Source organism: Saccharospirillum sp. (genome assembly GCF_039982735.1).
In the GTDB taxonomy this organism is placed as follows: Bacteria; Pseudomonadota; Gammaproteobacteria; order Pseudomonadales; family Natronospirillaceae; genus Saccharospirillum.
Genome location: NZ_JBDWXV010000001.1, coordinates 36,889 through 55,554, shown reverse-complemented (window position 1 = coordinate 55,554; position 18,666 = coordinate 36,889). Strand labels below are relative to the sequence as shown.

General features: G+C 57.5%; 19 protein-coding genes. 17 read left to right on the top strand and 2 right to left on the bottom strand.

The features are described from left to right. The first annotated feature begins 2 nt into the window (after positions 1-2). From ABJT94_RS00240 to map, 15 genes are all read left to right on the top strand, one after another. Positions 3-764 carry an SDR family NAD(P)-dependent oxidoreductase gene (locus ABJT94_RS00240; RefSeq protein ID WP_348476772.1) on the top strand — a complete coding sequence of 254 codons (762 nt, stop codon included), beginning with the start codon at positions 3-5 and terminating at the stop codon, positions 762-764. After that, entirely contained in the window at positions 764-1,276 is a 513-nt protein-coding gene (locus tag ABJT94_RS00235) for a MarR family transcriptional regulator (RefSeq protein ID WP_348476771.1), read from the top strand. Before ABJT94_RS00240 ends, ABJT94_RS00235 begins: the two co-directional genes overlap by 1 nt. Next, a complete protein-coding gene (locus ABJT94_RS00230) occupies positions 1,273-2,082 on the top strand; it encodes an enoyl-CoA hydratase family protein (protein ID WP_348476769.1) in 810 nt (269 codons plus the stop codon). Before ABJT94_RS00235 ends, ABJT94_RS00230 begins: the two co-directional genes overlap by 4 nt. Beyond that, entirely contained in the window at positions 2,082-3,221 is a 1,140-nt protein-coding gene (locus ABJT94_RS00225; RefSeq protein ID WP_348476768.1) for an acyl-CoA dehydrogenase family protein, read from the top strand. Before ABJT94_RS00230 ends, ABJT94_RS00225 begins: the two co-directional genes overlap by 1 nt. Before the next feature lie 282 nt (positions 3,222-3,503). Continuing rightward, positions 3,504-5,123, top strand: a complete 1,620-nt coding sequence (locus ABJT94_RS00220; RefSeq protein WP_348476767.1) for a benzoate-CoA ligase family protein — start codon at positions 3,504-3,506, stop codon at positions 5,121-5,123. Positions 5,124-5,433: 310 nt separating this feature from the next. After that, positions 5,434-6,576, top strand: coding sequence for an ABC transporter substrate-binding protein (locus tag ABJT94_RS00215; protein ID WP_348476766.1), 1,143 nt, complete (start codon positions 5,434-5,436; stop codon positions 6,574-6,576). 105 nt (positions 6,577-6,681) lie between these two features. Continuing rightward, a complete protein-coding gene (locus tag ABJT94_RS00210) occupies positions 6,682-7,602 on the top strand; it encodes a branched-chain amino acid ABC transporter permease (RefSeq protein WP_348476765.1) in 921 nt (306 codons plus the stop codon). Positions 7,603-7,613: 11 nt separating this feature from the next. After that, complete coding sequence (locus ABJT94_RS00205) at positions 7,614-8,651, top strand: branched-chain amino acid ABC transporter permease (RefSeq protein WP_348476764.1); 1,038 nt, start codon at positions 7,614-7,616, stop codon at positions 8,649-8,651. Then, positions 8,644-9,405 carry an ABC transporter ATP-binding protein gene (locus ABJT94_RS00200; protein ID WP_348476762.1) on the top strand — a complete coding sequence of 254 codons (762 nt, stop codon included), beginning with the start codon at positions 8,644-8,646 and terminating at the stop codon, positions 9,403-9,405. The genes ABJT94_RS00205 and ABJT94_RS00200 overlap by 8 nt, the downstream gene beginning before the upstream one ends. Continuing rightward, on the top strand, positions 9,389-10,069 hold the full coding sequence (locus tag ABJT94_RS00195) for an ABC transporter ATP-binding protein (protein WP_348476761.1): 681 nt from the start codon (positions 9,389-9,391) through the stop codon (positions 10,067-10,069). The genes ABJT94_RS00200 and ABJT94_RS00195 overlap by 17 nt, the downstream gene beginning before the upstream one ends. Positions 10,070-10,071: 2 nt before the next feature. After that, entirely contained in the window at positions 10,072-10,512 is a 441-nt protein-coding gene (locus tag ABJT94_RS00190; protein ID WP_348476760.1) for a thioesterase family protein, read from the top strand. Further along, the gene (locus ABJT94_RS00185; protein WP_348476758.1) at positions 10,512-10,922 is read left to right on the top strand and encodes a RidA family protein; all 411 of its coding nucleotides are present in this window, start codon (positions 10,512-10,514) and stop codon (positions 10,920-10,922) included. The genes ABJT94_RS00190 and ABJT94_RS00185 overlap by 1 nt, the downstream gene beginning before the upstream one ends. Positions 10,923-11,197: 275 nt before the next feature. Beyond that, positions 11,198-12,004 (top strand): formate dehydrogenase accessory sulfurtransferase FdhD, encoded by an 807-nt coding sequence (fdhD, locus tag ABJT94_RS00180; protein WP_348476757.1) that lies wholly within the window; start codon positions 11,198-11,200, stop codon positions 12,002-12,004. Between the two features lie 75 nt (positions 12,005-12,079). Continuing rightward, the gene (locus tag ABJT94_RS00175) at positions 12,080-12,286 is read left to right on the top strand and encodes a ParD-like family protein (RefSeq protein WP_348476756.1); all 207 of its coding nucleotides are present in this window, start codon (positions 12,080-12,082) and stop codon (positions 12,284-12,286) included. Then, on the top strand, positions 12,279-13,052 hold the full coding sequence (gene map, locus ABJT94_RS00170) for a type I methionyl aminopeptidase (protein WP_348476755.1): 774 nt from the start codon (positions 12,279-12,281) through the stop codon (positions 13,050-13,052). The genes ABJT94_RS00175 and map overlap by 8 nt, the downstream gene beginning before the upstream one ends. Positions 13,053-13,165: 113 nt before the next feature. Here map and ilvD read toward each other — a convergent pair whose 3' ends face one another. Further along, a complete protein-coding gene (ilvD, locus tag ABJT94_RS00165) occupies positions 13,166-14,842 on the bottom strand; it encodes a dihydroxy-acid dehydratase (protein WP_348476754.1) in 1,677 nt (558 codons plus the stop codon). A gap of 362 nt (positions 14,843-15,204) precedes the next feature. Here ilvD and ABJT94_RS00160 point away from each other — a divergent pair, with 362 nt between their 5' ends. Beyond that, entirely contained in the window at positions 15,205-16,131 is a 927-nt protein-coding gene (locus ABJT94_RS00160) for a hypothetical protein (RefSeq protein ID WP_348476753.1), read from the top strand. 186 nt (positions 16,132-16,317) lie between these two features. Here the strand turns inward: ABJT94_RS00160 and megL are convergent, their stop codons facing one another. Further along, positions 16,318-17,508 (bottom strand): methionine gamma-lyase, encoded by a 1,191-nt coding sequence (megL, locus tag ABJT94_RS00155; protein WP_348476752.1) that lies wholly within the window; start codon positions 17,506-17,508, stop codon positions 16,318-16,320. 416 nt (positions 17,509-17,924) lie between these two features. On the opposite strand from megL, the gene ABJT94_RS00150 reads away from it, so the two are divergent. Further along, on the top strand, positions 17,925-18,470 hold the full coding sequence (locus ABJT94_RS00150) for a hypothetical protein (protein ID WP_348476751.1): 546 nt from the start codon (positions 17,925-17,927) through the stop codon (positions 18,468-18,470). The last annotated feature ends 196 nt before the right edge of the window (positions 18,471-18,666 follow it).

Below are 18,666 nucleotides of genomic sequence, written 5' to 3'. Positions count from 1 at the left end.
CCATGCCATCGGTTTCGAAAGACAACAGCTTCGCTGACAAAAAGGTTCTGATCACCGGCGGCGGTAGCGGCATTGGTGCCGACCTGGCGCAAGCCTTCGCCAATGCCGGCGCGAGAGTGATCATCGCCGGGCGCACCGAATCCAAACTTCAGCAGGTTGCTGCGGCGCATTCCGGGATAGAATACCGGGTCGCCGACGTAACTGACCCGGCCTCAGTTGACGCCCTGTTCAGTGATATCGATTCACTGGACATCGTCATCGCCAATGCCGGTGCCGCCAGCAGTGCTCCCTTGCGCAAAACCAGCCTCGAAGACTGGCAACGCATGCTCAATGTGAATCTGACCGGGGTTTTTTTAACGTTGCAAGGCGGGCTGACCAAACTGACTGACGGCGGCCGGTTACTAGCCGTTGCGTCAACCGCCGGCCTAAAAGGTTACCCCTATGTTGCGCCCTACTGTGCAGCCAAGCACGGCGTAATCGGGCTCGTTCGCGCGCTGGCCCTGGAAACCGCCAAACAGGGCATCACCGTCAATGCTCTGTGTCCTGGGTTCACCGAAACCCCCTTGCTCGATGAAAGCCTGGCCAACATCAGCGCTAAAACCGGGCTTAGCGATTCAGAAGCCCGGGCGCAACTGCTCGCCACCAACCCCCAGGGGCGCTTGATTCAACCATCGGATGTCTCGGCGACCGCGTTGTGGCTTGCCAGCCCCGCCGCCCAGGCGATTACTGGCCAGGCCATCGCCATTGCCGGAGGGGAGTTGTAATGAGCGAACCGGCCAGCATCGCCCCAAACCGGCATCTCACCAGCAAAGAGCACCTGCGACTCTGGCTGCGACTATTGCGCACGACCCGCCGAGTTGAATCCGAGCTGCGTGAACGGCTGCGCCTCCAGTTCAACACCACCCTACCCCGCTTCGATGTGATGGCCGCGCTATCACGTCACCCGGACGGGTTAAAAATGAACGAGCTATCACAGCAATTAAAAGTCTCGAACGGCAACGTCACCGGCATCATTAGCCGCCTGGTTGACGATGGCTGGGTGGAGCGCATCGCCATCGAAGGCGACCGCAGAGCGACACGGGTACTGCTGACCAAAACCGGCTCCGAACAATTTCATCAGATGGCCCAGGCCCACGAGCACTGGGTCGACGAACTGTTCAGTTCACTGTCGAGCCAGGAAACGCACCACATGAATGAACTGTTCGCGCACCTGCCCACCGAAGCCGGGCCAGAACCGGACAGTCCCGAATCGACGACCCAGGGAGATACCCCATGAAAATGGCCAACCACGCACCCAAGCATTTTATCTGGCGCACGGAAGGCCCGATCGCCATCATTCAACTGAACCGGCCTGAACGCAAAAACCCGCTCACCTTCGAGAGCTACGCCGAACTGCGCGACACCTTTCGTGACCTCGTATACGCCGACGACATTCATGCTGTGGTGTTTGCAGCCAACGGCGGCAACTTCAGCTCCGGTGGCGACGTACACGACATCATCGCGCCACTGGTCGGCATGGACATGAAAGACCTGCTTGCCTTCACTCGCATGACCGGCGACCTGGTCAAAGCCATGATCCACTGCAACAAACCGGTTATCGCCGCCGTCGAAGGTATCTGCGTCGGCGCCGGCGCCATCATCGCCATGGCCTCAGACATTCGCTTTGCCACACCGGATTCAAAGACCGCCTTCCTGTTCACCAAAGTCGGTCTCGCTGGCTGCGACATGGGCGCCTGCGCCATGCTGCCGCGCATCATCGGTCAGGGCCGCGCCGCTGACCTACTGTATAGCGGTCGAAGCATGAGCGCCGAAGAAGGCCATAACTGGGGCTTCTATAACCGCCTGGTCGAGGCCGACCAGATTCAAGCCGAAGCCATAGCGTATGCCCAACAACTCTGCGAAGGCCCAACCTTCGCGCACGGCATCACCAAAACCCAGCTCAACCAGGAGTGGTCGATGAGCCTCGACCAGGCCATCGAATCCGAAGCCCAGGCGCAGGCAATCTGTATGCAAACGCGAGACTTCGAACGCGCCTACAAAGCCTTCGTCGCTAAAGAAAAACCTGTTTTTGGAGGCGACTGATGAGCGATACCAGCTTTCTCACCTGGCCGTTTTTTGAAGACCGCCACCGCGAATGGGCCAAAGAACTCGACGCCTGGTGCATCGACAACCTGAGCCAGCACAGCAATGAAACCGACACCGATGCCGAGTGCATCAACCTCGTTCGCGCGCTCGGCAAAGCCGGTTTTCTGCAACCGACAGCCGGCGACGCCATCGACGTACGCACCCTGTGCCTGGCCCGCGAAACCCTCGCCCGCCATCATGGTTTAGCCGACTTCGCCTTCGCCATGCAAGGCCTCGGCACCGGTGCCATCAGTCTGTTCGGCACCGACGAGCAAAAGAAATGGCTCGATAAAACCCGTGCTGGCGAAATCATTTCCGCCTTCGCACTGACCGAACCGGCCTCCGGTTCCGATGTCGCCAACATCACCACCGAGGCCATCAGCGACGGTGACGACTACATTCTCAACGGCGAAAAAACCTGGATTTCCAACGGCGGCATCGCCGACCTGTACACCGTCTTCGCACGCACCGGCGATGCCCCGGGCGCCAAAGGGCTATCGGTCTTCCTGGTCGAAGCCGACCGGGCCGGGTTCGACATTCGCGAACGCCTGCACACCATGAGCCCCCACCCGCTGGCACGAATCGGTTTTAAAAACGTCCGCATTCCAGCCACCAATCGCATCGGCGAATCTGGCCAGGGTTTCAAAATTGCCATGTCGGTACTGGATGTATTCCGCTCCACCGTCGGCGCCGCCGCCCTCGGCTTTGCAAGGCGCGCACTCGATGAAACCCTGACCCGTTGCCAAAACCGGGAATTGTTCGGCGGACCTCTTGCCGACTTGCAAATGGTACAGGGCCACATCGCCGAGATGGCACTGGATGTCGACGCCGCTGCATTGTTGGTGTACCGCGCCGCCTGGACCAAAGACCAGGGCGCCGCCCGCGTCAGCCGCGAGGCGGCCATGGCCAAGCTCTACGCCACCGACCGTGCACAATCCGTTATCGACAAGGCCGTGCAATTACACGGCGGCGATGGCGTACGCAAAGGCCACATTGTGGAGAGTCTGTATCGGGAAATTCGCGCACTGAGAATTTATGAGGGCGCGTCGGATGTACAAAAAATTGTGATTGCACGCAGTGCGTTGAGTTCAGGCTAATAGTTAAAACTTCGAAGTTAGCTAGGAGGACAAGCAGCGGGTGCCGGGTATGCTCCTGTGGGGTAGTCCGCAGCAGGGACTAAAACGCCAGGAGCGTTTTAGCATGAGCGCAGCGAGCCCGAAGGGTGAATCCTAGGGATGGGATTCATATCCTGCGGCCTAGGCTCCATGGATGGATCCACGCCGACCCCACAGGAGCATACCCGGTATCCGCAGCGGGCCAATGCCACAAAGCGGACCAAAACGCCGAAGTTTGACGAACAACAATAAAGAGAGGCAACTATGTCAGTACCGTCAGCACACACCGATACCTACTGTCGCGATCATCTGCCGCCGGCCGATCAGCAACCGGTGTTCCTGCTCGACCGCGTACCTTACCCGGAGCTACTGAACGCTGGCGTCGAACTCACCGACCGCCTGGTCGAACGGGGCCTCGGTGATCGGACCGCCCTCATCGGCAATGGCCGTCGCCGCACCTATAAAGAACTGACGGACTGGACCAACCGACTGGCACATGCCCTGATTGACGACTTCGGCATCCAGCCCGGGAACCGAGTCCTGATTCGATCCGCCAACAACCCGGCCTTTGTTGCCTGTTGGCTCGCTGTTACCAAAATTGGCGCTGTTGCCGTCAACACCATGCCCATGTTGCGCGCTGGTGAACTGGCCAAAATTGTCGATAAGGCCGAGATCAGCCACGCCCTCTGCGACACCCGCCTGCTCGACGAAATAAAACGCTGCGCCGCTGACAGCAAATTCCTAAAATCTGTTATTGGCTTCGACGGCACCGCCAACCATGATGCCGAACTCGACCACGCCGCCCTGGAAAAGCCGGTGCATTTCGACGCTGCACCCACCCGCGCCGACGACGTCGCGTTGCTTGGCTTTACCTCCGGCACCACTGGCTCACCCAAAGCCACCATGCATTTCCACCGCGACCTGCTGGCCGTGGCCGATACCTACGCCAAAGAAGTTCTGCAGGTCACACCAGACGACGTCTTCGTCGGCTCACCTCCACTGGCGTTTACCTTCGGCCTCGGCGGCCTGGCCATTTTCCCACTGCGTTTCGGTGCCACCGCCACCCTGCTGGAAACCGCCTCGCCACCGAACATGATCGACATTATACAGCGCTACAAAGCGACCATTTCCTTCACCGCCCCAACGGCCTACCGTGTGATGCTTAAAGCGATGGACGAAGGCGCAGATCTGTCGAGTTTGCGCGCGGCAGTCTCAGCTGGTGAGACCCTGCCCGCCCCGGTCTTCGATGAGTGGCAACAAAAAACCGGCAAACCCATGCTTGACGGTATCGGTGCCACAGAAATGCTGCACATCTTCATCTCCAACCGCCTCGACGACGCCAGGCCCGCCTGCACAGGCACCCCGGTTCCCGGTTACGAGGCAAAGATCGTCGATGACGAGATGAACGAAGTGCCCCGGGGCACTGTCGGCAAACTTGCCGTGCGCGGGCCAACAGGCTGCCGCTATATGAACGATGCCCGCCAGCTCAACTACGTACGCGACGGCTGGAACCTCACCGGCGATGCGTTCAGTCAGGACAAAGACGGTTACTTCCACTTCGCCGCCCGCACCGACGACATGATCATCAGTTCCGGCTACAACATCGCCGGCCCCGAAGTCGAAGCCTGCCTGCTCGGCCATCCGGACGTCCTCGAATGCGCGGTCATTGGCACGCCCGATAAAGAGCGCGGCCAGATCGTCCAGGCCCACATTGTACTGGCCGAGGGTCTGGTCGCCGACGACGACTGCATCCAGCGCCTGCAGGATTACGTGAAAAGCCAGATCGCCCCTTACAAATACCCGCGCTCAATCAAATTCATCGAGCAATTGCCGAAAACGGCGACGGGAAAGGTTCAGCGGTTCCGTTTGAAAGAGGAGCTTTAATCAGAACCAGAGTTCACCCAACGTAAAACAAGTGTTTAGCGGGAACGAAAAAGTCTTTACATTGTAGGCGGTGTGCCCGAGTAGTAGAAAGGTTTTCACCTCGCCAAAGCAACCAACAGCCCAAGCATCGGCTGCCGGGTGTGGCACCGGCGGGGCGTCGGCTCCCATGGATGGGAGCCGCCGAGCTTACATGGACGTGCTTGCAGCGACCCGCCGGGGTCGTATCCGACGGTGGATGCGAACCATTGGCACACGCTAAGTTTTACCGAAGAGTCAAACAATAACGAGAAAAACACCAGGAGGTGTGACCATGAAGAAGGTAATGAATGCAGGTTTGGGACTGTTGATGGCGACCGCCATTGCAGCACCAACGCAGGCTGAAGACGTTAAGATTGGGATGATTACTACGCTGTCCGGCGGCGGCGCGCACCTGGGTGTCGATGCACGGGATGGGTTTATGCTGGCCATTGAACAGGCCGGTCGTGACGATGTCGAAGTGCTGATTCAGGACGACGCCCAGAAACCGGATGTCGCCAAAAGCCTGGCCGATGAATTCGTTCAGCGCGAAGAGGTTGACATCATGACCGGGATTATCTGGTCGAACCTGGCCATGGCCGTGGTACCCAGTGTTGTGCGCCAGGGTACTTTTTACCTGTCGGTGAACGCGGGCCCGTCTGATCTGGCCGGTCGGTTATGCCATGAAAATTACTTCAACGTCGCCTGGCAGAACAACAGCCTGCACGAGGCCATGGGCGAATACATGAGCACCGAGGGCTTTGAAAACGCCTTTATTCTGGCTCCCAACTACCCGGCCGGTACCGATGCACTCGAAGGCTTCAAAGCCCGCTACACCGGAGAGCTGGCCAACGAAGTCTACACCCAGCTGGGGCAGACCGATTATGCCGCTGAAATCGCCCAGATCCGCGCCAGCGGCGCCGACAGTGTGTTCTACTTCCTACCGGGTGGTATGGGTATCGCCTTCATGAAGCAATATGCAGGCTCCGGTGTCGACATTCCGGTCTACGGCCCGGCTTTCTCCTTCGATGAAATCATCATCGGTGCGATTGGCGAAGCCGCTATCGGTGTGCGCAACACCTCCCAGTGGGCGTATGACCTCGACAACGCTGCCAACCAGGCCTTTGTATCGTCATTCCGGGAGAAGCACGGTCGCACCCCGACTTTGTATGCCTCTCAGGGTTACGATACCGCCCGCCTGATTCTCGCCGCCCTCGACGACGCCCACCCGGATGACGCCGATGCCTTCCGTGAAGCCCTGCGTGCAGCCGATTTCGACTCCGTTCGCGGCGACTTCCGCTTCGGCACCAACCACCATCCGATTCAGGACATCTACGTCCGTGAGATCGTGGCCAGCGGCGACGGCGTAACCAACCAGCTGGTCGGTGTGGCTGTTGAAGACATGCAAGACGTTTACGTCGATCAATGCAGCATGTGAGTGACCGGGGGAGCTCGCTCCCCCTGCTAATAGGTTGTTGAAAAAAGCAGGCCACCGAAATTCTCCGAATTTCAATAACCTGCTAATGCTTACGAGGACTCCGGTTTGACCCTGTCGTTACTCTTTGAACAACTGCTCAATGGCCTGCAGCTGGGCACCATGCTGTTTCTGATGGCCAGTGGCCTGACGCTGGTGTTCGGCGTCATGGGGCTGATCAACCTGGCACACGGGTCGTTTTACATGACCGGTGCCTTTGTAACAGCCTGGGTAACCGGCACCACCGGTAATTTCTGGGTGGGTTTGCTGGCCGGTACGCTGGCGGCTGCGGCCGTGGGAGCTCTGGTCGAATTTGCCGTGATCCGACGGCTCTACCATCGGGATCATCTCGACCAGGTGCTCGCCACCTTCGCGCTGATCCTTATTTTTTCCGAAGGCACCCGCTGGCTGTACGGTTCATCGCCTCTGTGGCTGAATGTGCCGGATAGTCTGGCGGGGTCTGTGATATTGCCCTTTGGCGTCGAGTATCCGCTGTACCGGCTCGCCATTATTGGCATGGGTGTGCTGATTGCCATTGGCCTGTATCTGCTGATTAGCCGCACCCGCCTGGGCATGCGCATCCGCGCTGGTGAGAACGACCGCGAAATGATCGGTGCGCTTGGCGTGGACATCAGCACGCTGTACACCCTGGTATTTGCGTTGGGCGCCGGTCTCGCTGGCCTCGCCGGTGCCACCATCGGCGCGCTGCAGTCGGTTCAGGTTGGCATGGGTGAGCCCGTGTTAATTCTGGCTTTTGTAGTGATCGTCATCGGTGGCATTGGCTCCATCAAGGGTGCCCTTGTCGGGGCTTTGCTGGTTGGCGTGGTGGATACCCTGGGCCGGGTTTTGCTGCCTGATTTATTCAAACTCTTTATGGAAGCGTCAGCCGCTTCCGGCGTTGGGGCGGCCATTGCCTCAATGCTGATCTACATCCTGATGGCAATCATCCTCATCTTTAAACCCAACGGCCTTTTTGCCGTCAAACACTGAGAAGGCCGGTTATGACGCAATCGCATTCCCTTACCGCAACAGGCCCGGCACAACCGGCCCGTTTCCGGCTCGACCGGGAAGGCTGGATCAGCCTCGGTCTGCTATTGATTCTGGTCGTCGGCGCCTCGGTCGCTTACCTCGCCGGCGAGAACTTTTTCGTGAACCTGGCCTCGCGCATGGTCATCATCGCCCTGGCCGGTGTTGGCCTTAACCTGGCACTGGGCTTTGGTGGGATGGTCAGTTTCGGTCATGCCGCCTACTTTGGCCTCGGCGGCTATGTCGCAGGCATCGGCGCTTTTCACGCCTTCGACATGACCCCGGCGCTCGGCATTCCATTTCTGCCCAACGGCAGCGACCAGATGATCCCGCTCTGGTTAACCGCCATCGCCCTGTGTGGCCTGTTGGCCTATGGCATTGGCCGACTGTCGCTCGGCACCTCTGGCGTCTACTTCATTATGATCACTCTGGCCTTTGCCCAGATGATTTACTATTTCGCCATTTCCTGGCCGACCTACGGCGGTGAAGATGGTCTGCCAATCTACATTCGCAACCAGCTCTGGGGGCTGAATACCAACAACAGTCTTGTCTTCTTTTTTCTGTGTTTCGGGTTGCTGCTGGCGGCTCTGTCGTTCTGCCATCGCCTGCTTGGCTCGCGCTTCGGCGCGGCTCTGACAATGGCGCGTCTGAACCCGGTTCGCCTTGCAACCTCGGGCGTTGAACCCCGTCCGGTCAAACTGGTGGCCTTTGTCATCAGCGGCATGATCACCGGCCTGGCCGGGGCACTCTTTGCCGACCTGAACGGCTTTGTCGGTACCTCGATGCTCGACTGGCATCGCTCCGGTGAAATAATGGTGATCGTGATTCTCGGCGGTGTCGGCCGGCTCTATGGACCGGTAGCGGGTGCCATGCTGTTTGTTGCCATGGAATTCTGGCTCGGCGGCTTAACCGAATACTGGCAGTTCTTTCTCGGTCTGGTGTTGCTGGCTGTCGTGCTTTTCGCGCGCGGTGGCGTCTTTGGTCTGCTGTCCGGGAGGTCGCGTCATGAATGAGGCCGTCCTCAGCATACAGAACCTGAACAAACGCTTTGGCGCCCTGCACGCCACAAAAGACGTCTCCATCAACGTGATGCCGGGCGAAATTCATGCGCTGATCGGCCCGAACGGGGCCGGTAAATCGACCCTGATTGCCCAAATCGCTGGCACCTTGGCACCCGACTCCGGCACCCTCTGGCTCGACGGACAATCACTCGATTCCCTGTCGGTCGCGGAACGTGCCCGCCAGGGGCTGGGGCGCAGCTTTCAGGTGTCGTCACTGGCCGAAAGCCTGAGCGTACGGCGCAATGTGATGATGGCGGTACAAGCCCTACAGGGCAGCAGTTTCCGTTTCTGGAAACCGGTAAACAGTGATGCCAGCTTGCGCGAGCCGGCCGATGCGGTGTTGGCGCAAATGGACCTTGGCCACCGCGCCGATACGCCGGTGGCCGAGCTGTCTCATGGTGAGCGCCGCCAGGTTGAAGTCGCCTGCGCTCTGGCGCTGAAGCCCAAAATTCTGTTGCTGGACGAGCCCATGGCAGGCCTTGGTCCGGAAGGCACAGCCAAGCTGACCACCCTCCTCGAAACGCTCAAGCACCAGGTGCCCATTTTGCTGATCGAGCACGATATGGATGCGGTTTTTCGCCTGGCCGATCGAATTTCAGTACTGGTGGCCGGTGAAGTCATCGCACACGGCGACAGTGACACTATCCGCAATGACCCGAACGTTCGCGAAGCCTATCTGGGAGACGACCATGCTGAAAGTGCATAACCTCGAGACCTTCTATGGCCCGTCCCAGGCCCTGTTTGGTGTTGATCTTTCGATTGCCGCCGGTGAATTGGTGGCGTTGATGGGCCGCAACGGCATGGGCAAAACCACCACCATTCGCTCAGTGTTTGGGCTCACCCCGCCCTCGGCTGGCTCCATTGAATTCGAAGGGAAGGACATCACCCGGGCCCAGGGTTTTCGCATTGCGCAGATGGGGCTCGGCCTGGTGCCGGAGGGCCGCCGCTGCTTTACCAACCTCTCGGTACGTGAAAACCTGCTGGCCACGGCCCGCCCCGGCCATTGGGATCAAACCAAGGTAGAAGCCCTGTTTCCGCGCCTGGCCGAACGGCGCGACCAGAGCGCCAACACCCTCTCCGGCGGCGAACAACAAATGCTGGCCATCGGCCGGGCGCTAATGACCAACCCCAAGTTACTGGTGCTCGATGAAGCCACCGAAGGCCTGGCCCCGGTGATCCGTCAGGAAATCTGGCGCGCCATCCGCACGCTGAAGGAGGAAGGGCTGTCGATTTTGCTGGTCGACAAAACCCTGAAAGAAGTGCTGCCGCTGGCCAGTCACTGCCTGATTCTGGAAAAAGGCCAGACCGTCTGGGCCGGCGAACCCGACGCCCTGACCGACGGCCTCAAAGACCGCTACCTGGGCGTATAATCATGGCGTACCTGACCCGACACAAGGTTCGATTCGGCCACTGCGACCCGGCCGGCATTGTCTACTTCCCACGGTATTTTGAAATGATTAACGCCGTGGTGGAAGACTGGTTCGCCGACGTCGTCGGCCGCGACTTCAACAGCCTGCACATTGAATCCGGCACCAGCGTACCGACGGTAAACCTGAACACCGATTTCAAAGCCCCCAGCCGCCTTGGCGACTGGCTCGACTTCCGGCTGACTGTTACCCAGACTGGCAACGCCAGCCTGACCCTGAGCATCACCGCCCACTGCGGGAACGACCTACGCCTGACGAACGAATCCACCCTCGTTTATGTCGATATGACCAGCGGTAAACCTCAGCGCTGGCCAGAAGCCATGCGCCACCAATTTGAACGCGACCGGGAAACCCCCGCCGCCGCGACTGAAAAAGGATCCTCCTGATGACTGCATCCAACCCCCACCAACTGCTTCACCCCAGCCGCTGGAAACGCGCGGTCGGCTACGCTAATGGCATGCTGGCCGAAGGAAAAACCGTGTTCGTTGGTGGCCAGATCGGTTGGAATGCCGACCAGATATTCGAAACCAATGACTTCGTCGGCCAGATCGAACAGGCACTGCGCAACATTGTCGCCGTATTGCACGAAGCCAACGCAGAACCCGAACACCTGGTCCGCCTCACCTGGTACGTCACCGACAAAGCCGAGTACCTGACCCGCCTCACCGAAGTCGGCGAAGCCTATCGCGCCGTGCTCGGCAAGCATTTCCCGGCGATGACCATGGTGCAGGTGGCGGATTTGATTGAAGATGAAGCCAAAGTCGAGATCGAAGCGACAGCGGTGATACCCGAGTAACCCCCTCTACACAGTACTCAAGGTTCGGGACTTGCACTCTGGGAGCGACGGATGCCGGTGGTGCCTCTGCGGGGTAGTCCGAAACAGGGATGTTTCGGTCTAGGCCCGAGACGTCGGACCGCCACGGAAGGATTCACGCCGACCCCGCAGAGACACCACCGGTAGTCGAAGCGGACCATTGCCACTAAACACCCCGGACGTCGCTCACAGGCACACACTCAGCCCACATTCCGGTACAATCGAGCCTCCACTCCACAGCAACCGGGATAGCCCTGATGTCGCTCCCACCCGCTTCCGGTAAGCGCTCTTTCAGCACTCAGATCAAGGCTGAAACTGATGCCGAAACCGATCTGATCGAAGAGATCCCGGTCTCGATCAGCTATGGCGATATCACTCACGGCATCATGATGCTGACGCCGACTGATCTCGACGACTTTCTGATGGGCTTCAGCCTGAGTGAAGGCGTGATCCGCCGCGCGGCAGACTTGCTGGACTGGTCGTTAACAACCACTCACACACCCGATGGCCTGCCCGCCTACTTGTTGGATGCCACCCTGAGTGCGCGCCGCCAGTCGCAATACCGCAGCCGGCAACGGCAGATGATGGGTGCAACGGGCTGCGGCCTGTGTGGCAGCGATTCACTGGAAAGCGCCTTCGTGCCGCTGGAGGCATTGCAGCCCGCCCCAATGCTGCCACTGGCACAACTGAGCCAGTTGCGCGACCAGCTCGCCCAAGCCCAAACGCTGGGGCCGCAGGTCGGCGCTATTCACGCCGCAGCACTGATCGACCCTCAAGGCGCCCTGCTCGCCTGTCGCGAAGACATCGGCCGGCACAACGCCCTCGATAAGCTGATCGGCCATGCCCTGCGCCGTGAACACTCACTAACGGGCCACACTCTGGTGATGAGCAGCCGCTGCAGTGTCGAACTGGTCAACAAGGCCGTTATTGCCGGGGCGTCTACGCTGGTTAACCTAGCTGCCCCGAGCACCCTGGCGGTAGACCGTGCCCGTCGCTATGGGCTGAATCTGGTGCATCTGGCCCGGGACAACCAGCCCAGATATTACAGTCCGGTCACTGAATAAACCCGGTAATGGTATTTACAGCCCACGGACAGCCAATATATGATTCGTATACACATCATATATTAGGAGTTCATCATGGGCATTGTCAAAATCAACGACGACCTACACGAAGACATTCGCAAAGCCAGCTCATTCATGGTGCGCTCCATCAACGCACAAGCCGAATACTGGATTAAAATCGGCATGCTGGCCGAAGCCAACCCGGGCAAATCGTTCAACGAAATCGTGAGCGAACAAATGAAGGAAGCGGAAGTCGAGGTGAGGAAAATCGCCAGTGTCTGAGGTTATCCTGAAATCCGCGTCGGAACTGCAGATCATGCGAGAATCCGGCCGCCTGCTCGCCTCCGTTTTTGCGTATCTCGATGGTCAGATAGCGCCTGGCATCACAACCATGGATATCAACAACCTGGCTGAGCGCTACATCATCGACCAGTTGCAGGCGCGCCCGGCCAGCAAAGGCCAGTACGGCTATCAGTACGTATTGAACAGCTCGGTCAACCATGTGGTGTGCCATGGCGTACCCTCGGAGACTCAAACGCTGAAACCCGGTGACATCGTCAATATCGATATTACGCTGGAAAAAGGCGGCTACATCGCCGATTCCAGCAAAATGTACCTGATCGGTGACGTGACACCACTGGCACAACGCCTGGTCGATAAAACCTACGACGCCATGTGGGAAGGCATACGTGTCGTTAAACCGGGGGCTACCCTGGGCGACATTGGCCACGCCATACTGCGACACGCCACAAAAAACGGCTACACCGTCGTCCGTGAATATTGCGGCCATGGCATTGGTCGTGAGATGCATGAAGCACCGTCGGTACTGCACTACGGCCAACAGGGAAAAGGCCTGGTTCTGAAAGAAGGCATGACCTTCACCATTGAACCGATGATTAACCAGGGCAAAGCTAAGGTGAAGCAAAAGAACGATGGCTGGACCGTCGTAACTAGTGACAAAAAGTTATCGGCCCAATGGGAGCATACGATAGCCGTAACCTCAGACGGCTTTGAAGTGCTGACGCTCAGAGACGAAGAGCGCCTTTAGCACTTTATAATCAGCACAACCGCAACAGCTTTTCGTGGGGGAAAAAGCCACATTCCGGCCCACTGTCTGTCTATTCACTTCGCTATCGCAGAACCGCTAAGCCGCTAGAAACCTTAGGGCAAATCGGTCACCGCACCCGTTGAAGCAGACCCCACCGTGCGGGCATATTTCGCCAGCACGCCCCGGGTGAACCGTGGGCCGGGTGGTTGCCAGAGCTGCCGCCTGCGTTCCAGCTCCTGATCGGACACACCCAGCTCAATCCGGTTACTGACGGCATCGATGGTGATGGTATCGCCCTCTTCTACCAGCGCGATGGGACCGCCCTCAGCGGCTTCGGGCGTGATATGGCCAACCACAAAGCCATGGCTGCCCCCGGAAAAACGGCCATCGGTAATCAGCGCGACATCGCTACCCAGTCCTTTGCCCATAATCGCCGAGGTCGGGCTGAGCATTTCGCGCATGCCCGGCCCGCCTTTGGGGCCTTCGTAGCGAATCACCAACACATCACCGGCGATCACAGTGCCATCCAGAATACGTTCCTGTGCTTCTTCTTCCGAATGAAACACCCGGGCCCGACCGGTAAAGTGCGTGCCTTCCTTGCCGGTGATTTTCGCTACAGCGCCTGTAGGGGCGAGGTTGCCATAGAGAATGCGCAAGTGGCTGTCGGCCTTTATAGGGTTATCGAACGCATGAATAATGTCCTGAGCTTCGGGGTAAGGCTCAACGCTGGCCAGATTCTCGGCCAGTGTTTGTCCGGTAACGGTCAGGCAATTGCCATGAACCAGCCCGCGTTCGAGCAGCATTTTGATCAGCGGTTGAATACCGCCGATAGCAACCAGTTCCGACATCATGTAATGGCCGCTGGGGCGCAAGTCGGCCAGCACCGGCACCCGTTTACCGATCTCCGCAAAGTCTTCGAGAGACAACTCAACGCCGACTGTGCTGGCCATGGCCAACAGATGCAGAACCGCATTGGTTGAGCCCCCAAGCGCGATCACGACGGTAATCGCATTCTCAAAGGCTTCCCGGGTCATGATGTCGGAAGGTTTGATATCCCGCTCCAGCAGGTTCATTACAGCGGCTCCAGCGGCCCGGCAATCCGCTACTTTAGTGTCCGACACCGCATTCTGCGCCGAACTGCCCGGCAAGCTCATGCCCATGGCTTCAATGGCTGACGCCATAGTGTTGGCCGTATACATCCCCCCGCACGACCCTGCTCCGGGAATGGCGGTTTCTTCTATTTGTTTCACGTCAATCAGTTCCAGCTTGCCCTGGGCATGCGCGCCCACAGCCTCGAACACGGAAATGATATCGGTATGATTCTCGCCCGGCAGTATGGTGCCGCCATAAACGAACACCGAAGGCCGGTTCAGCCGCGCTAGCCCCATCATGCAGCCGGGCATGTTTTTATCGCAACCGCCAATGGCGACCAGGCCATCGAAGCCTTCGCAGCCGGCGACCGTCTCAATCGAATCGGCAATGACCTCGCGGGAAACGAGGGAGTACTTCATCCCCTCCGTCCCATTAGCAATGCCATCGGATACGGTGATTGTGTTAAAAATCAGGGACTTTCCGCCTGCCTCATCGGCACCTGCTGCCGACTCTTCCGCCAGCCGGTTGATGTGCATGTTGCACGGTGTGAGGTTACTCCAGGTAGAGGCGATGCCCACCTGGGGCTTACGGAAATCCTCGTCACTGAAGCCAACAGCTCGCAGCATAGCCCGGCTGGCTGACTTGCCGAGCCCATCGACCACCTGCGATGAATAACGACGACGCTTGTCTTCTGCCATGTTGCCTCCTGATCCGGTTGAATGATGCGCTCAGGCTGACAGAAATGGCGCTCGCCAGCAAAGCATTCAGTACAAGAGCCGGAGTATAGCCAGTGTGCCCCATACTGCTGGATTGATTCCGCCGTTCATTGAACAGCCCCACTGCCGCTCGGAGCGGCCGCGCAAACCGTATTCTGTAGCCTAAATTTCACTCATGCCTGACTGAATAGGGGCATTATTGCCACACAGCAGGGTAATCACACAGCCACTTTGATCAGCAATTCGCGCATGGGCTATGGTCACTGATGATCCATGCAAGCCCTTGATCGAAACGGTTGCCGCTTTGATCGAATCAAATAATAAGAAAAGCCTGGAGAACAACCATGTTAAAGAAAGCCATAGCTTTGCCACTGCTGGCTGGCCTAGTCATACCCGTGTTTGCAGACGATGCCAAGGTGTTGCCACAAGGCGTACTACGAACCACCCTGGTCCCTTCGCTGACAACTTTTGACGAAACCTTCGATGCCGATGGCGAACGCCAGGATACCGATGCCGTATCCGTTAACACGTTATCCATAGCGCTTGAGTACGGTATCAACGATTGGATTACAGCTGGCGTGCAATGGGCGCCTGGTTACATTCTTTCCGGTGAGGTTGATGGTAACGATAACGTCGACTTATCTGGCTCGAACGACCTTTTCGTCGGTGCCAAATTCCAGACCTTGGGTGCCCAGGGTTACTCCCGCAGCGATACGCTCCGCTTTGCGGTGACACCAGGCCTAAAAATCCCCATATCGCAATATGACGGTCAAGAGCAACTCGATAATTTTCTGGGAGGCGACGACTTCAAACCGGGTCGAACCGATCGTGGGGCTTGGGGTCTTGGCGCCAGGTTCTCATTCGACTACCTGATCACTCCGGATTTCTACATCAACATCTACAATCAGTCCTCTTTCTTTCTGGAAACAGATCAGGATTACACAGTCACAACGTCTGACGTAACCGTGCAGTATGGATCCGAAGCCATCTTCGAAGTCGAACCGAATTATTCGATGTCCGCCGGAAACGGTGTACAACTGAGCTTTGGCCTTCCTGTCAGCTACACCATGACCGGTGAGACCGAGGTCGATGGCAACGGTCAAGACGATGAATCCTACAGCCTGGCGCTGGAACCCAGTATGAGCGTGTTCTTCACTCAGTGGGCACTGCCTACCCAATTCCAATTGGGCTACTCCACGACGCTGGCTGGCGAAAACGCCAATGCGACCAACACTTTAAGCCTGCAAATCAAGAACTTCCTTCGGTTCTGATTGGCAGGGATAACAGGCCGAACACTCAACGTTGCGGCAACGCCGCGCTGCGTTGGCTGTTCTGCCTGAACCCTGTGCAGTTGGCACAATGGCTTGAGCATTTAACAAATAAAAGGGGCGATGCGGCTGGCTACGGCTTCCGACCTGACCCGCGCCACCCAAAACGATGGCTGACACAGGTCATGTTCAAACTCCTGCCAGGGCCTGCTCCAGATCAGCGTAAATATCATCCACATCTTCCAGGCCAACCGACAACCGCACAAGCCCTTCACTGATATCATGCTCTGCTCGTTCTTCCGGCGTGTAGGTCGAGTGCGTCATGCTGGCCGGATGCTGGCAGAGGGTTTCGGCATCACCCAGACTCACGGCGCGTTTGATCAGTTTCAGACGATTCATAAAGGTAACACCGGCTTCGAAACCACCTTGCAGTTCCATCGCGATCATCCCACCGGGGGCTTTCATCTGGCGGCACGCCAGGCTGAAGTGAGGGCTACCTTCCAGGCCGGGGTAATAGACAGCCGCCACGGCCTTGTGCTGCTGTAACCGATGAGCCAGTGTTTGGGCGTTACTGCAGTGTCGCTCCATTCTCAGTGACAGGCTTTTCAGACCGCGCAGTATCAAAAACGCTGTTAACGGCGCGATCACAGCGCCTGTCATGTCCTTCAGACCAAAGAGCCGGATTTCATCAATCAGGCTCTGTTTGCCCATTACTGCCCCGGCGATCAGATCGCCGTGCCCGCCCAGGTATTTGGTGGCCGAATGCACAACCAGATCAGCCCCCAGGTTCAACGGCCGTTGCAGGGCCGGTGTGCAATAGGTGTTATCAACCATTACTGTGATAGCGGGGTTGAAATCATGTACCCGCTGGCTAATGGCGGCGATGTCGATGACTCTCATGGTTGGATTGACCGGGGTTTCGAAGTAGACCACCCGGGTCTGGGCAGACAACGCGCGAGCTACGGCGTCGACATCGGTACAATCGACGAAGGTGACGTTTACGCCAAACCGGGTCAGACCATGTTGGAAATAAGAGAAGGTGCAGCCGTAAAGCGTTTTATCGGCAATAACGGTATCGCCGGGGTGTACCAGTGTCCAGATAGCGGCCGTGATCGCGCCCATGCCAGACGCTGTTGCCAGGCAGGCTTCGGCATCTTCAAGGTCTGCCAGGCGGGTTTCCAGCACCGCCTGGGTGGGGTTCGAGATACGGCTGTAAACATGGCCTTGTGCTTCCCCGGCAAACCGGGCTGCGCCCTGCTCGACATTGTCGAAACAGTAAGTAGATGTCATATATACCGGTGGATTCAAAGACCCTTCGTTCTCAGACGCCTCGTACCCGGAATGGATGGTGCGTGTGGTAAAACTCAGCTTTTTGCTCATCGTCTGCGTCTCCCTCTGTGCGATCATCATTCCCCGCCACTCAGCCAGTAATGAATAACAGAAAACGGGCTGAAATGAGGCCGGGGCCTGACCATCATGCTACGCCTGGAGCCAGGGCGAATCGGGCTAAACTGGCTGAATTAATCGCCTCCAAATAGCACGCCAGGTTAAAAAAACCGACTAAAAGGAGAAATTGAACCAACAATATCCAATAACAGTTTACGGCAGTGGGTGTTCGCATTTGCAACCCGGTTTCACTGTACGAACTTCGATCACTACACGTCTATCTCTCGGAATATCGCCAAAAGCGGACACAAACGACACCCCTGGTGAGATATAACCGTCTGATTTATATAGACTGCAGTGGAATCTAGCGTGCTAGATAAATTTGAAAAAGTGAAATAGTGGTAAATAGAATGAATAAAGCAGTAGTAGGCTTTTCAGCAGTAGTAGTTACTTTGGGTTCATCTTTCGCATTCGCCGATGACCGTGAAGGGTTCTTCCTGGCCGGTGGCATTGGCCTGAATACCAATACGTTCGAGGCTTCCTATGCGGGTGACTCAGCCTCTGAAAGTGGTTACAGAGGCATCCTGACCTCCTTTAAAATTGGTGGGCACATTAATCCTAATTTCGCGCTCTACTACCAGCGAGAAGCATCTTTCTTTGATGATGAAGAAGGCACTGGCGCAGTTGCAGGCCTTTCAGGCATTGGCGGCACCTATTACTTCGATACGTCGGGTGGCCTGTACATAGAAGGTGGCCTTGGGCTGGGTGATTTCACGGTGGATGAGGCCAACCTTGAGGGCATTGGTGGCGCTTCAATGGTGGGTCTTGGCGCAGAAATAAACGATCACCTTGAAGGTGGCGTTGTGTTGATGGCGACCAGCACTGAAGAAACCGAGCTCGATGGCCTGGAATACGACACATTAACAATAGGGGTGAAGCTGACGCTCAAGTTATAATCCGGCCGCCATGCGGGCAGGCGTTAGCCTGCCCTTTCGATAACTTACTTTAATAAGAAAAAACACCTCTCTCTCACAGCATTAAAGACTGTTACCAACTGCCATAGCAGTCATCGCCAACTACAATGAATGATCATTGCCCCCAATTCTCCAAGGAACGCAGCGTTCAGATTTATGGACTTCACTGTATTCTCAT

Excerpts from the sequence above, each read along its gene's own strand:
- ABJT94_RS00240 (WP_348476772.1), top strand. The coding sequence starts at position 3 with ATGCCATCGGTTTCGAAAGACAACAGCTTCGCTGACAAAAAGGTTCTG.
- ABJT94_RS00235 (WP_348476771.1), top strand. The coding sequence starts at position 764 with ATGAGCGAACCGGCCAGCATCGCCCCAAACCGGCATCTCACCAGCAAA.
- ABJT94_RS00230 (WP_348476769.1), top strand. The coding sequence starts at position 1,273 with ATGAAAATGGCCAACCACGCACCCAAGCATTTTATCTGGCGCACGGAA.
- ABJT94_RS00225 (WP_348476768.1), top strand. The coding sequence starts at position 2,082 with ATGAGCGATACCAGCTTTCTCACCTGGCCGTTTTTTGAAGACCGCCAC.
- ABJT94_RS00220 (WP_348476767.1), top strand. The coding sequence starts at position 3,504 with ATGTCAGTACCGTCAGCACACACCGATACCTACTGTCGCGATCATCTG.
- ABJT94_RS00215 (WP_348476766.1), top strand. The coding sequence starts at position 5,434 with ATGAAGAAGGTAATGAATGCAGGTTTGGGACTGTTGATGGCGACCGCC.
- ABJT94_RS00205 (WP_348476764.1), top strand. The coding sequence starts at position 7,614 with ATGACGCAATCGCATTCCCTTACCGCAACAGGCCCGGCACAACCGGCC.
- ABJT94_RS00200 (WP_348476762.1), top strand. The coding sequence starts at position 8,644 with ATGAATGAGGCCGTCCTCAGCATACAGAACCTGAACAAACGCTTTGGC.
- ABJT94_RS00195 (WP_348476761.1), top strand. The coding sequence starts at position 9,389 with ATGCTGAAAGTGCATAACCTCGAGACCTTCTATGGCCCGTCCCAGGCC.
- ABJT94_RS00190 (WP_348476760.1), top strand. The coding sequence starts at position 10,072 with ATGGCGTACCTGACCCGACACAAGGTTCGATTCGGCCACTGCGACCCG.
- ABJT94_RS00185 (WP_348476758.1), top strand. The coding sequence starts at position 10,512 with ATGACTGCATCCAACCCCCACCAACTGCTTCACCCCAGCCGCTGGAAA.
- fdhD (WP_348476757.1), top strand. The coding sequence starts at position 11,198 with ATGTCGCTCCCACCCGCTTCCGGTAAGCGCTCTTTCAGCACTCAGATC.
- ABJT94_RS00175 (WP_348476756.1), top strand. The coding sequence starts at position 12,080 with ATGGGCATTGTCAAAATCAACGACGACCTACACGAAGACATTCGCAAA.
- ilvD (WP_348476754.1), bottom strand. The coding sequence starts at position 14,842 with ATGGCAGAAGACAAGCGTCGTCGTTATTCATCGCAGGTGGTCGATGGG.
- ABJT94_RS00160 (WP_348476753.1), top strand. The coding sequence starts at position 15,205 with ATGTTAAAGAAAGCCATAGCTTTGCCACTGCTGGCTGGCCTAGTCATA.
- megL (WP_348476752.1), bottom strand. The coding sequence starts at position 17,508 with ATGAGCAAAAAGCTGAGTTTTACCACACGCACCATCCATTCCGGGTAC.
- ABJT94_RS00150 (WP_348476751.1), top strand. The coding sequence starts at position 17,925 with ATGAATAAAGCAGTAGTAGGCTTTTCAGCAGTAGTAGTTACTTTGGGT.